At 71.3% G+C, this 13565-nt stretch carries 11 protein-coding genes and 1 pseudogene; 9 read left to right on the top strand and 3 right to left on the bottom strand.

The genetic code is table 11. The annotated features are described in order from the left end of the window. The coding region (locus tag ACFPZ3_RS56535; RefSeq protein WP_379522744.1) for a hypothetical protein at nucleotides 1–250 on the top strand (250 nt) is incomplete at its 5' end. A gap of 77 nt (nucleotides 251–327) precedes the next feature. Next, nucleotides 328–1245 carry an alcohol dehydrogenase catalytic domain-containing protein gene (locus ACFPZ3_RS56530; protein ID WP_379522743.1) on the top strand — a complete coding sequence of 306 codons (918 nt, stop codon included), beginning with the start codon at nucleotides 328–330 and terminating at the stop codon, nucleotides 1243–1245. 120 nt (nucleotides 1246–1365) lie between these two features. Here ACFPZ3_RS56530 and ACFPZ3_RS56525 read toward each other — a convergent pair whose 3' ends face one another. From ACFPZ3_RS56525 to ACFPZ3_RS56515, 3 genes and pseudogenes are all read right to left on the bottom strand, one after another. Continuing rightward, nucleotides 1366–2889 carry a carboxylesterase/lipase family protein gene (locus tag ACFPZ3_RS56525; RefSeq protein WP_379522742.1) on the bottom strand — a complete coding sequence of 508 codons (1524 nt, stop codon included), beginning with the start codon at nucleotides 2887–2889 and terminating at the stop codon, nucleotides 1366–1368. Continuing rightward, nucleotides 2886–3566, bottom strand: a complete 681-nt coding sequence (locus ACFPZ3_RS56520) for a peroxidase-related enzyme (protein WP_379522747.1) — start codon at nucleotides 3564–3566, stop codon at nucleotides 2886–2888. Before ACFPZ3_RS56520 ends, ACFPZ3_RS56525 begins: the two co-directional genes overlap by 4 nt. A 579-nt stretch (nucleotides 3567–4145) precedes the next feature. After that, nucleotides 4146–5210, bottom strand: a pseudogene (locus tag ACFPZ3_RS56515) (PLP-dependent cysteine synthase family protein); the annotation flags it as partial. 192 nt (nucleotides 5211–5402) lie between these two features. Between ACFPZ3_RS56515 and ACFPZ3_RS56510 the strand changes: the two are divergent. From ACFPZ3_RS56510 to ACFPZ3_RS56480, 7 genes are all read left to right on the top strand, one after another. Then, a complete protein-coding gene (locus tag ACFPZ3_RS56510; RefSeq protein WP_379522741.1) occupies nucleotides 5403–6341 on the top strand; it encodes a LysR family transcriptional regulator in 939 nt (312 codons plus the stop codon). Nucleotides 6342–6491: 150 nt separating this feature from the next. Further along, nucleotides 6492–8384: an FAD/NAD(P)-binding protein gene (locus ACFPZ3_RS56505; RefSeq protein ID WP_379522740.1), complete on the top strand. Its 1893-nt coding sequence runs from the start codon at nucleotides 6492–6494 to the stop codon at nucleotides 8382–8384. A 49-nt stretch (nucleotides 8385–8433) separates the two neighbouring features. Next, a complete protein-coding gene (locus tag ACFPZ3_RS56500; protein WP_379522739.1) occupies nucleotides 8434–9696 on the top strand; it encodes an amidohydrolase family protein in 1263 nt (420 codons plus the stop codon). Between the two features lie 39 nt (nucleotides 9697–9735). Then, nucleotides 9736–10821 carry an extracellular solute-binding protein gene (locus tag ACFPZ3_RS56495; protein WP_379522738.1) on the top strand — a complete coding sequence of 362 codons (1086 nt, stop codon included), beginning with the start codon at nucleotides 9736–9738 and terminating at the stop codon, nucleotides 10819–10821. Continuing rightward, a complete protein-coding gene (locus ACFPZ3_RS56490) occupies nucleotides 10814–11875 on the top strand; it encodes an ABC transporter ATP-binding protein (RefSeq protein WP_379522737.1) in 1062 nt (353 codons plus the stop codon). Before ACFPZ3_RS56495 ends, ACFPZ3_RS56490 begins: the two co-directional genes overlap by 8 nt. A gap of 3 nt (nucleotides 11876–11878) precedes the next feature. Further along, entirely contained in the window at nucleotides 11879–12763 is an 885-nt protein-coding gene (locus tag ACFPZ3_RS56485) for an ABC transporter permease (protein ID WP_379522736.1), read from the top strand. Beyond that, nucleotides 12760–13551 carry an ABC transporter permease gene (locus ACFPZ3_RS56480; protein WP_379522735.1) on the top strand — a complete coding sequence of 264 codons (792 nt, stop codon included), beginning with the start codon at nucleotides 12760–12762 and terminating at the stop codon, nucleotides 13549–13551. Before ACFPZ3_RS56485 ends, ACFPZ3_RS56480 begins: the two co-directional genes overlap by 4 nt. Nucleotides 13552–13565: the final 14 nt, after the last annotated feature.

Below are 13565 nucleotides of genomic sequence, written 5' to 3'. Positions count from 1 at the left end.
GCCGCTCGCCGCCGAGGTGATCGCGGCGGGCGGACGGGCGCTCGCCCGGCTCGTCGCCCTGCTGGCGGCCCGCGGCGCGGCGGCCGGCGCGGTCGTCGTCGCGGGCGGCGTCATCACCGCCCGGCCGGCCCTCATGGCCGCCTTCGAGGAGGAGTTGTCGGCGCTCCTCCCCGGCACCGGAGCGCGCCTGCTGGACCAGCCGCCCGTCAGCGGCGCGATCGAGCTGGCCAGGCGAGCGATGCGGTACTGAACGCGATGCGGACGGCCCGCCGCCGCTCAGGCGCGCGCCGATGGCGGGCTGCCGGATCTTGGAGCTGTGGAGGATGAATGCGGTACGCACAGGTGGTCGGGGCACGGACCTCGGAGATCGTCGGGGTGGACACGCCGCCGCCGGGAGGCGGCGAGGTCGCGCTGCGGATCCTCGCGTCCGGCGTGTGCTCCTCGGAGCTCCCGGCCTGGACCGGGCACGACGGCGGGGCTCCGGTGCGGCTCGGGCACGAGGTGAGCGGTGAGGTGATCGGGATCGGCGCGGGCGTCCACGGCTGGGCGCCCGGCGACCGGGTGACCGGGTTCGCGTCGGGCGCGTTCGCCGACGTGGTGAACGTCCCGGCCCGGGCTCTGCTGCCGGTGCCCGCGAACGTCCCGTCGTGGGCGGCGCTCGGCGAGCCCGTCGCGTGCGTGGTGGAGGCGCTGTCGCGGTGCGGACTGCGTCCCGGGCTGCGGGTCGCCGTGGTGGGGCTCGGGTTCATGGGGCTGATCGCGGTGCAGGCCGCCGCCGCGCACGCGCCGGCCGTGCTGGCCGGGGTGGACCCGGTGGCGCACTCGCGGGAGCTCGCGTCGGCGCTGGGCGCGCACGAGACCTTCGCGCCGGAGCAGGCCGAGGGCCGGTTCGACGTGGTGGCCGAGTTCTCGGGCACGGCGAGCGGCCTCAAGCTGGCCGGCGACCTGACCGGGCCCCACGGCGTGCTCTGCGTGGGCGGCTACCACCACGAGGGTCCCCGGGAACTGGACGTCAACCTGTGGTATCGCGGGGTGACGATCGTGAACGGGTTCACGCCGCAGCGGTGGCGGCACCTGGCCGCCCTCGAGGAGGGGCTGCGGCTGATGGAGCAGCGCATGCTCACCCTCGAACCGCTGATCACCCACCGGGTGCCGCTGGACGGCGTCGACAGTGGCTTCGGCCTCCTGCTGGAGCGGCCGGCCGGTTTCGTGAAGTGCGTCGTCTCCGCGGCGGCCGGATCGTAGAGGTCTCGACTGGAGAACGCGCGACGATCTGCGATTTGCGCCTTTTCGCCTGCTCTATCTCATCACGGTCCGGGTGTTCGGCTGGCTGATGCTGCTGGGCCGCAGCCGGGCGGTACAGGGTCATTGCCCGGGATGAGCAGCGCCGCCCTTTTCCCACATGGCCAGTCGCGGCCAGTAGATGTCGGGTTCCAGGTGGAAGCCGGTCCCGTCGATGCGTACCAGGGTCGGTTCGCTGGGTGAGTGCGGTGGCCAGTGGGGCATGTGCGGCGTCTCGGGTGAGCCGCCGGACACGAACGCCGCCCAGGTCGTGTGGACGGAGTCGGCGAGCTCCGGGTCCGTGGGAACGAATCGCTCGGGCACGTCGGGCGCCGGGCCGTCCGGGTTCCGCCAGATGTAGCCGACTTCCGCCCCGTGGCGTGCGCCCGCCCCGTTCGGCTCGTGTTCGCCGTAGAGGTACTTGAACACGCGGGCATGACCGGACTGGGCCGCGGCGAAACGCGAGGTCGGAAGCTGGAAGACGAGATCACCGGTGATCTCGGTCAACAGGCCCTTGCCGGTGTGCTCGGGCAGAAGCTCTCGGTACGCGCTGACGATGTCCTGACCGGTGAGGCCAAGGGGAACGAGCCGGGGATGGACAAGACGGGCGGCCTCGGCGTCGGTCATCTCGTCGTGGATGGAGGTATGGGTGACGGCCTCGCCTGTCGTCGTACCGATCATCAAATCGACGTCCAAGGCGAACCCACGGGCGATCGCCCGCTCCGGGGTCTCCGGGAGCGTCACGCCGTCGACGACCGGCTGGAAGGGCAGACCCAGAACGGCGACGTCGCCATAGACCTCAGGGCGAAAGCGGGTGTAGGCGTCGTCGCAGAGGCTCTTCTGGACGCGGAGCAGGTCCTCGGTCGGCACGTCGGGAATCTGGCGCGCTTTCACGCCGAGCTCGCGGCAGAAGAGCGAGGTGATGTTCTCGGCCGTTTCGACGGTGATGACCGCCGGGCTCGCCCCGCTCTGCACCAGGGCCCGCTGGAAGAGGCCCTTCGCCCCGGGCATGGCCATCAGGGTCGCGACCGCGAAACCGCCGGCCGACCTGCCGGCGAGTGTCACGTTGGAGGGGTCTCCGCCGAACTGGGCGATGTTCTCGTGAACCCAGCGGAGGGCGGCGATCTGGTCCAGGAGCCCTCGGTTCGCGGGGACGTCCTCTCCCAGGTAGAGGAACCCGAGAGCACCGAGCCGGTAGTTGACGGTGACCTCCACGACGCCGCTGCGTGCGAACGCCCCCGACTGGAGGACCGGCTCCGCCCCGGACCCCACCGCATATCCCCCGCCGTGGACCCAGACCAGCACCGGGGCCCTGCCGTCCGGGTCGGGAGTGCGGACGTTGAGGGTCAGGAAGTTCTCCCCCTGCTCCAGGTGGGAGGTGGCCGCGGTGCCCACCGGCCCGTACGTGGCGACCTGGGGGCACACGGGGCCGAGCCGGTCGGCCGTTCGCTCTCCTGACCAGGGACGAACGGGTTCGGGAGCCGCGAAGCGCTGTGCTCCCGTCGGAGCCTCGGCGAAGGGGACGCCGAGGAAGCTCGCCATCCCATGCTGGACGCGGCCTCGCAGAAGCCCGGAGTCCGTACGCACCGTCGGCTGCGTGTCAGTCATCGATTCCTCTCTGTCATCGCGGTGGAAAGTGCTGCCGTGCCGGCATCAGCGGATCCGAGGGTCATCATGAGCCGGTTGGCCCAGGCGAACATCGCGGCGACGGCGATCATGTCGCGGACCGCGTCGTCGTCGAGGCCGGCGGCGTGCAGGCGGTGGATGTCGTCGACGGTGAGCGCCGGCGGGGTCACCGCGGCGTGGGCCGCGACGTCGACGATGGCCCGTTGCCGCTGGTCGGTCACGCCGGCGGCGCCGCGTTCCGCGAGGGCGACCGCGGTGACCTGGTCCTTCGAGAGCTGGACCTGACGGCGCCCGTGCACGGACGCGCAGTATTCGCAGCCCGTGACGAGGGAGGTGGCAAGGGCTGCCAGCTCACGGTCGGCCCGGCCCAGCGAACCGGTACCCGTCATGATCGCGTTGTACAGCGCGGTGCGTTCCGCCAGGACCGCCGGATCGTGCAGCAGGGTGAGATAGAACGGCGACCACTTGGCGGGGGTCTTGTCATCGGCGCCGGCCTCCTTGGCGGGCGGGGCGGCCGCCTCGACCCAGGGGTGCCAGGTGAGGACCGGGAACCGCTCGCTCGCCTGCGGCAGCGCACGAGGTTCCGGCGGCGGGGCGGGCTGGGCGAGTGGCGGGACCGGTGGACGGGGCGTACGCCGGGATGTCTCGATCAGGCTCATGCCGAGGAGCAGCCGCACCCGGTAGCTGGTGTACGCGACGACCTGTGCCGCCGCGACGATCTGCGCGGCGGTGAAGCCGTGGGCCCGAAGGAGCGCGATCTCGGCGGTGCCGGCGTCGGCCGGGTCCATGGCCATGAGCTCGGCGTGTGCGAGCAGCCCGGCGGTGGCGGGGCCGAGTTCGTCCCAGCGCTCCGGATCGCCGACGATCTGCGCGGCGCCGGCGCCCGCCAGGGAGTCGAGGCGGTCGGCCAGCTCGCCGGCCAGGCCGTGATGCCGGTTGACCTGAGCGACCCGCAGCGCGATCCGGGCTCGGTCGGCCCAGGTGAGCGCCGATTCGTCCGCGGGCCGCAGCACCGTGGCATCGACCGAGTCGGTGAACGCACGGACGTCCTCCCGCAGCACCGCCAAGTCCGGCGGCGCACCCGCGACCGCCGCCACGTCCGGCCGCGCACCTGCGACCGCCGCCACGTCCGGCCGCGTACCCGCGACCGCCGCCAACTCCGACGGCGCACCTTGGACGGCGGCCGAGTCCGGCGGCGGCCCCGCGGCCTCGGCCGAGCCCGGCGAACCGGCGGACGACACGCTGCTTTCGAGGAAGCCGAGCAGGCGGCGGCGCTCGGATTCAAGATCCAGCCCCTGCCGCGCGACCCAGTCATCGCTGTAGTACGAGTCGCCGTACCGTTCACCGCCGTCACAGATCAGCGTGACGATGCTGCCGCTCTGTCCTGCGGCGCGCATCCGCGAGATCAGTTCGAAGGCGCCGGCCAGATTCGTTCCCGTGGAGGCTCCCGCCCGGATTCCCGTGACCTCGGCCAGCACGCGCATGGCGGCGATCGAAGCGGCGTCGCCGACCGGCAACACCTCGTCGATGACGCCGGGCACGAACGACGGCTCGACGCGGGGCCGGCCGATGCCTTCGATGCGTGAGCCGGCGCCCACGAGGTCGCGCCGCCCGGTCGCCCATGCCTCGTGGAACACCGACCCTTCCGGGTCGACCACGGCGACCCGCGTCGACACCCGCTTGTAGCGGCAGTACCGGCCGATCGTCGCGCTGGTGCCGCCCGTTCCCGCGCCGACGACGATCCAGGTGGGCTCCGGGTGCTGTTCGAGGGCCATCTGCTCGAAGATGGAGCAGGCGATGTTGTTGTTGCCCCGCCAGTCGGTCACGACCGAGGCGTTGGTGAACTGGTCGAGGTAGAACCAGTCGTCCTGGCTGCCGAGCCGCTCGGCCTCGGCGTACACGGCGCCCGCGTCGGCCACCAGGTGGCACCGCCCGCCGTACCTCCGAATCAGCTCCAGTTTGGCGCCCGAGGTTCCCTCGGGCACGACCGCCACGAACTCCAGTCCGAGCAGGCGCGCGAAGTAGGCCTCCGAGACGGCGGTGGAACCGCTCGAGGCCTCCACGAGCGTCGTCCTGCCGTCGATGTCGCCGTTGGCCAGGCCGAACAGGAACAACGAGCGGGCCAGACGGTGCTTGAGCGAGCCGGTGGGGTGCACGGACTCGTCCTTCAGGTACAGCTGGATGTCCCACGAAGGCGGGAGGGGGAAGACCTGCAGATGGGTGTCGGCACTGCGGTTGGCCTCCGCCTCCACCCGGCGGATGGCGTCCTCGACCCACGCGCGCCGAGCGCGTGTGGTGTCCATGAGCATGAAACGTTCCTGTCCGTCGAGGGCCGAGATACCGGGCGCCGATGGTGATCGCCGAGATGTCCGCCGGGATGGCGGACCGCGGAGTGTGGGGGACGAACCTCCGCCGGGATACCGTCGCATCGTTTCGGTCAAGTCTTCAAGACCGAAACTATTCACCTGCCTATCACATTGGCTTATAGTCGCGGTGTGATCGAGCTCAAGCACTTCCGTCTGCTCCGCGCGATCGCCCGGCACGGGACCATGTCCGGAGCCGCCCGTGAGCTTGGTTACACTCAGCCGGCCGTGACCCAGCAGATCCAGAGCCTCGAACGGTCCATGCGCACCCCGCTGGTGACGCGGAACCGGACCGGCTTCCGGCTCACCGACGCCGGTGAGCTGCTGCTCCGGCACGGCGCGACGGTGCTGGCGACGGTCTCGCTGGCCCAGGCCGAGGTGGAGGCGATCGCGGGACTGCGTGCCGGGCGGGTGCGGATCGCCTGCTTCCCGAGCGCCGCGGCGATGTTGCTGCCACGGGCTCTGGGCGCGATGACCGTCGAGCATCCCGGGGTGTCCTTCACGCTCGCGGAGACGGAGCCGCCCGAGGCTCTGGAGATGCTCAGGCGCGGCGAATGCGACATCGCCATCGTGTATCTGTACGTGACCGCCGGCTCGGACTGCCCGTCCGCCCTGACCCTGGAGCCGGAGGAGATCCGCACCCAGCTGCTGGAGGAGTCCGTGCACGTGGCGATGCCGCGGGGGCACCCCGCCGCCGCCAAACGCTGGGTCGACCTGCGCGAACTGCGTGAAGAGCGGTGGATCGCCGGATGCCCCGGATGCCGCGGGAACCTGTTGGAGGCGTGCGCGGCGTCGGGGTTCACGCCGGACATCGCCTTCGAGACCGACGACTACGTGGCGTTGCAGGGGCTCGCGGCGGCCGGGCTCGGGGTGGCGCTCGTACCCGATCTCATGCGGGCCGCCGCGCGTCACGAACCCGGGCTGGCCCTGCGCCGCCTGCACCCCATGTCGGTGCGCGTGGTCAGCGCCGTGTCCACGGCCGCGCTGATGGGCGTGCCCGGCGTCGCGCAGACCGTCGCCGCCCTGCGCGAGTCGGCGGCCGCGGTCGATCTTGCCGACGTCCCTTCGTAGGGCTCTCAGGGGACGAGCATAAGTTCATCTTATGCCGACCCCAAGAAAGTCGGCCTTGCCCTTCCAGGTATCGTCTGACAACACTGGGTGACCTCCCTAGACCGAAATTCGGCCAGCCGTCTTCCCCCCGTGTTGTCAGATCGGACCTCCATGCGTCACAAACTCCGTCCCCCCACGTCCTCCGGCGACCTGCCGGAGAGCCGGGCGACGGCCGGGCACGGCACCGGCACGCTGCGTGTCGCCGTCGTCGGCGCGGGGCCGCGTGGACTGGCCGTCGCGGCACGGCTGGTGGACGTCCACCGCGAACGAGCGGCTTCCGCCCCCGCGCTCGAACTGCACCTCATCGATCCGATGCCCGGCGGGCGCGTCTGGCAGGCCGACCAGGATCCGGCGCTCCTGATGAACTCGCGAACCCGTCAGGCGACGCTCTTCGCCGACGACAGCGTTCCGGGCGTCACCGGGCCACCCCGCGGGCCGTCCTTTCTGGACTGGTGCGCGGAGGTCGCCCCGCATCTTGATCTGCCGTGGGCGGCGGCGGAGGAGGCGAAGGCGCTCACCCCCGACGGGTTCGGGTCCCGCGCGCTGTTCGGCCACTACACCCGCTGGGTGCTGGACCGCCTGACCGCCGGGTCCGTGCCGGCGCACGTCCACGCGGTCCGGGCCACGGCTCTGGCCGAGCGGGCGGACGGCGCCCAGGTCCTCGCCCTCGACGACGCCGTCACGCCGGAACTGGTCGTCGATGCCGTGGTGCTGGCCCTCGGCCACCTGCCGGTCGCCGCGACGGAGCGCGAACGGGAACTGACCGCGTTCGCCGCCGAGAACGATCTGCTGTACGTGCCGCCGGGACCGGCGACGGCGGCGCACCTTGCCGCCATCCGGCCGGGGGAAGAGGTCGCCGTCCTCGGATCCGGGCTCAACTTCTACGACGTCATGGCGCTGCTGACCGTCGGCCGTGGCGGACGCCATGAAGCCGGCCACTACGTGCCCTCCGGTCGCGAACCGGTCCTGCTCGTCGGGTCGGGGCGCGGCATGCCGTACCTCGCGCGGGCCGTGCGGCCCGGCCCGGTGACGTTGGAGGTCTGCACGCCGCAGGTACAGGCCGCCTGGCTGGCGGCACGGGACGGGCTGGACGTCAAACGCGACGTGTGGCCGGTCATCGAGGAGGAGCTGCGCCGCACCTGGGAACGCGAGGCGGCCGTCTCCGGTGAGAGCCGCCCCTTCGAGCTGGCCGCGATGATCGACCCCCTGGCCGGTGGGGAGGAGCCCGGTTCGCTGACCGGGAGGCTGCGCGGGTTGCTGGCCGCCGACCTGGCCTCGGCGACAGCCACCCCGCGCGGGTCCGCCACCGCGGTCGGCGAGACCCTCGCCAAGCTCAAGGACGTCGTCCGCGACCTCGTCGCCGAGGGCGTGATCGACGGCCGGTCCGTGCTGTCGGACCTGCACGGCTGGTTCCGCAGCGTGGGCGGATTCCTGGCCGCTGGACCTCCCGCGCGGCGCGTCGCAGAGCTGATCGCCCTCATCGACGCCGGGCTGGTCCGCTTCCTGGGGCCGGGCACGCGGGCCACGACCGACCCGCAGGGGAGCGCCTTCCTCGTCACGGCGCGCGAACCGTCCGCGCCGTATCGGGTCCGGGCGCTCCTCGACGCCCGCATGCCCGAGGAGGACGTGCGCAGGACCACCGACCCGCTCGTACGAGACCTGCTGGCCACGGGCCTGGCCCGGCCTGCCACCCTGCGGACCGCCGACGGCGGCCGGGTGACGACGGGCGGCCTGGACGTCACCCGTACGGGGGCTCGGACGCCTTCCGTGGACTGCTGCCGGCTCATCGCGGCGGACGGCACGGCGAGCCCTCGCCGCCTGGCCATCGGCCTCCCGGTTCAACCCCTCGAATGGAACATCGCCAACCTTCCTCAACCAGGACAGTCCGCCCGGACCCTGATTCAAGCGGAGATGATCGCGCGCCACCTGCTCGCGCTCACCCCGATCGTCCAGCCCGCCTCCGTCTCCGCCGAGACGAGGAACCACGAAAGGAGGTGTCCATGACCGCGCGTTACCAGCGAGCCCTGGTCATGACGCCGGCGAAGGCGGCGTCATGACCGTCGTAGTCCGCCATGCCACGATCATCACCGGCCGTGACCAAGAGGTCATCGAGGACGGGCGGGTGGTCGCCGACGGCGACCGCATCGTCGAGGTCGGCCCCGACACCGGCGCCGTTCCGAGCGGAGCCACCGTCCTGGACGCGACCGGCTGCACGGTCCTGCCCGGCCTGCACAACCTCCACGACCACGTCGCGCGCAAGACGCTGCGGTTCCCGGACGGGTCGGGGGTCGGCTACCGGGGACGGGGCGACGTGCTGATGCGGCAGCCGCTGCCCTTCCTGGCCTACCACACGGCCGCGAACCTGGCGGCTCAGCTTCGCTCCGGGGTCACCACCATCAGGGACTTCGGCCTGCCCGGGATCACCGGCATCCAGGCGATGCGAGCGGTCGCGGAGGGCATCATCCCCGGCCCCCGTCTGATCGCGGGCGGCGACCCGATCTGCATCACCGGCGGCCACGCCAGCAACTGGGGTGCCATGGAGGCCGACGGCCCCGTCGGCGTCATGACCGCGGTCCGCAAGCAGATCATCGCGGGCGCGGCCGTGCTCAAGTTCATGGGGTCCGGCGGACTCGGCACCTATCCCGAGGAGGACCCGGGCATCCCCGAACTCGGTCCCGACGAGCTCGCGGCGGGCATCGCGGAGGCGCACAAGTTCCACAAGCGCACCGCGACCCACGCGTACAGCACCGAAGCGATCATGAACGCGATCGTCGCGGGGACCGACACCATCGAGCACGGGGCCTTCACGGACGACGCCGTGGTCGCCGCGATGCTCGAACACGGCACGGCGTTCGTCCCCACCCTGTCCAGCGTCATCGCCATCGCCTTCCAGCATCGGCTCGTCGGCGACCAGTACCTTTACCAGCGGATCCTCGACGACATCGTCGGCCCCCACATGGCCGGCGTCGCCCTCGCGTGGCAGGCCGGCGTACCGGTCGCGACGGGCACCGACACCAACGGTGAGGTGGTGGAGGAGCTCGAACTCATCGCCGAGGCCACCGGCGCGTCGGTGCTGGAGGTGCTGCCCTCGGCGACCCGCGTAGCCGCGGAGGTCGCGGGCCTGGCCGGGGTGACGGGCATGCTCGAACCCGGACTCGCCGCCGAGGTGCTCGTCGCGGACGGCGACGTGATCAAGGAGGGCCTGGACGTGCTGCGCCGGCCGCGCTGGGTGCTGCGCTCGGGCGCGGTGCACCCCGGCGCCCCGCTGCCGCTCGGCATCAGGCTGAGCCAGCTGCGGAACCCGACCCAGCAGTAATCCCCCGCTCTCGCTTCCCCTCATAGGACCAGATGCCTTATGTCCCGTATCCGACTTGCCCAGCTCGCCGTCGCGGCCGCCTCCCTCGTGCTCGCCACCGCATGCTCCTCCACCGCGGCCCCGGCGGGCCAGTCGCCGGCCGCCGGTGGTGACGACGCGCACACCCTGAGCGTCACCGGCTTCTCCGGAGCCTTCGCCGACCAGTTCAAGGCGGAGGTCATCGACCCGTTCCAGAAGGCGCACCCCGACATCACGGTGAAGTACCGCCCGACGACCAACTCCGCCGAGATGCTGGCCGGCCTGCGTACCAACAAGGCGCGGGCCACGGACGACATCGTCATCATCGACTCCTCCGTGCAGCGCACCGCCAACGAAGAGGGCCTGTTCGCCAAGCTCACCGAGCAGGAGGTGCCGAACCTGGCGAACCTGGTCGACGACGCCGTCGTCCAGAAGGGTTACGGCCCGGCGCTGTCGATCGACACCCTCGCGATCGTCTACAACCCGTCGCTGGTGAAGACGCCTCCCACCAACTGGCAGGGCCTCGGCGACAAGCAGTACGCCGGGCAACTGGTCCTGCAGATCGCCGACACCCGCGGCATCGCGTTGATCGCGGGCCTGTCCAAGGAGATGGGCCGCGACTACCAGGACAGTATCGACGCCCAGCTCGGCAAGCTCGCCGCCATGGCGCCGAACGTCCAGACCTTCCAGCCCCAGCCGAACCTGTACGACGCGATCCGCTCGGGCAGCGCGGCGATCGGGGCCGGCTGGAACGCCCGCGCCCAGGCCCTGCACGACCAGTCGCCCGAGCAACTGGCCGTGGCCGTCCCCAAGGGCGGCGGCGTGGCGCAGATCAGCACCATCAACCGCGTCGCGAGCTCGAAGAAGACCGCCGCCGCGAACACCTTCATCGACTTCGCGATCGGCACCGAGGCGCAGAAGGGCCTGGCGGAGAGGGGCTTCTACGGGCCCGTCGACAAGCGGGTCACCCTGCCCGAGAACCTGAAGTCGCGGGTCGCGGCCAAGGACGGCCTGCTCGCCGACGCCGCCCCCATCGACTGGGCGTGGATCTCACCGAAGTACGCCGACTGGGTGCAGCGGATCCAGCGTGAGGTCATCGGTGGCTGACAACTCCTACCTGCGGATCCGCGAGCTGCACAAGACCTATCCAGGAACACGGCGGCCGGCCGTGGCCGGCATCGACCTGAGCCTCGCCCAGGGCGAGCTGCTGGCGCTGCTGGGCCCCTCGGGCTGCGGCAAGACGACGACCCTGCGCATGATCGCCGGGCTCGTCGAGCCGACCTCCGGCCACATCGAGGTGGCCGGACGCGACGTGACCCGCGTGCCCGTCCACAAACGCGGCATGGGCATGGTGTTCCAGTCCTTCGCTCTGTTCCCGCACCTGGACGTCGCCGAGAACGTGGCCTTCGGCCTGCGGCTGCGCCGGATCAGCACCGCAGAACGCCGCCGCCGGGTCGCCGAGGTGCTGGAACGGGTGGAGCTCAGCGCGTTCGCCCGGCGCCGCGTGGCGCAGCTGTCCGGCGGGCAGCAGCAGCGGGTCGCGCTCGCCCGCGCCCTGGTCGTCGACCCCACCCTGCTGCTGCTCGACGAACCCCTGTCAGCCCTGGACGCCAAGCTGCGCGAGTCGCTGCGCACCCAGATCCGCGAGATCCAGCAGTCCTCCGGTACGACCTCCGTCTTCGTCACCCACGACCAGGACGAGGCGCTGTCGATGGCCGACAAGGTGGCGGTGATGCACGAGGGCGCGGTCGTGCAGTTCGGCCCGCCCGAGGAGATCTACCAGGCGCCGGCCACGGTGTTCGCGGCGACCTTCATCGGCCGCGCGAACCTGTTCACCGGGACGCTCGGCCAGGACGGAGTCCTCGACGCCGACGGGCTCGGCAGGATCCCCGTCGCGCCGACGACGGTCGCTCCCGGCAAGGTGTCGGCCATGCTCCGGCCGCAACTGGTGAGCGTGCACGAAGCCGCCGGCCAGGACGGGGCGTTCCCCGGCACGGTCGTTTCCACCAGCTACACCGGAGATCAGATCTCCTACCGCATCGACGTCAGCGGGCGGACGATCGACGCGGAACGCTCCAGCGCCGGCGCCACGATCCTCGCCCCCGGCACGCCGGTCGCGGTCTCCTGGGACGCCGCGGATGTCCGCGTCCTGGAGGGCTGAGCGATGACGAACCCCCAGCCCGCCAGGTTGCGGCGCCGCCCTCCAGCGGCCCTGGGGCTTCTGCTGCCCGGAATCGCGGCGTTGATCTTCGCGTACGTGCTGCCGATGGCGTGGGTCGCCCGCATGTCGGTCAACCGGTTCGTCGACGGAGGCGGCATCGAGCAGACGTTCACCGGCGAGTCGTTCGCCGAGATCGTCACCGACTCCTACTACCTGCAGGTGGCCGGGACGACCGTGTGGCTCGGCGTCGTCGTGGCGGCCCTCACCGTCGTCGTGGCCTACCCGCTCGCGATGTTCCTGGTACGTACGGAGTCCCGGTTCAAGGGCCTGCTGACCATCCTGGCGATCGCCCCGATGCTGGTGTCGTCGGTGGCGCGCACCTACGGCTGGGTCATCGTGCTCGGCAACCAGGGGCTGGTCAACTCGTTCCTGCGCATGCTGGGCATCTCCGATCGCCCCCTGCAGCTTTCGAACAACTTCACCGGAGTCGTCATCGCGCTGGTGCAGATCTTCCTGCCGTACGCCGTGCTCGCCATGACCAGCGGGTTCGGGCGCCTGGACCGGAACGTCGAACAGGCCGCCGCCTCGCTGGGGGCCTCCCGGCGACAGGTCTTCACCCGGGTGACCCTGCCGCTCACTCTTCCCGGTGTCCTGACCGGGGCGCTGCTCGTCTTCGTGCTCGCCATCAGCGCGTACGTCACCCCGCGCCTGATGGGCGGCGGACGGGTCGTCGTGCTCGCGACGGAGATCTACGACCAGGCCACCAACCGGCTGAACTGGCCCTTGGCAGCCTCGCTCTCGGTGGTGCTCATCGTCATCTTCGGCGTGGCCATGGCCGGATACCAGGCGCTCCAGCGCAGGGCCGAGAGAAAGGCGAGCGGACAATGACCAGCTGGGCCTCCCGCGCGGCGAACCGGACCGTCGTCGGGCTCATTCTGCTCTTCCTGTGGACGCCGATCCTGGTCGTCTTCATCGTCTCCTTCGACACCTCCACCTTTCTGCGCTTCCCGCCGAGGGAGTTCAGCTTCGCCCCCTACGTCGAGGTGTTCCAGACCGCGGAGTTCAGCCGCGGGTTGTGGATCTCCATGGTCGTCGCCGCGGGCTCGACGCTGCTGGCGGTCACGGTCAGCACCGCCGCGGCCCTGGCGCTCCACCGGCACCGGTTCCGCGGATCGGGCGTGGTGCAGGGCTTTTTCGTCTCGCCACTGCTCGTCCCGCACATCGTGCTGGCCCTGGCGCTGCTGCTGCTCTTCTCGCCGATGGGACTCACCGACGGCTTCACCGGCCTGATCCTGGCGCATCTGGTGTTGTGCATCCCGTACGCGATCCGGACCATCAGCGTGAGCCTGTCGACGGCCGACACCGCCTGCGAGGACGCCGCCCGGGTGCTCGGCGCGAACGGCTGGACCACGTTCAGGAGGGTGACCCTCCCGCTCATCCGGCCGGGCATCGTGGCTGGGGCGATCATGTCGTTCCTGGTCTCCTTCGACGAGGCGGTCATCTCCCTGTTCCTCAGCGGCTACTACGTCAAGCCGCTGCCGGTCGCCCTGCTGGAGCACGTCGAAACCCAGGCGGGCCCCGAGGTCGCCGCCCTGTCGGTGCTGCTCATCCTGTTCTCCATCGGGATCATGCTGCTCCTGGAGCGGATGACCGGACTCCGCCGCTCACTGCGGTGACATTCAGGAATGCC

It is taken from the genome of Nonomuraea insulae, assembly GCF_042656245.1.
Note: the sequence above shows the minus strand (reverse complement) of the source record. Positions and strands in the feature narration are given on the sequence as shown.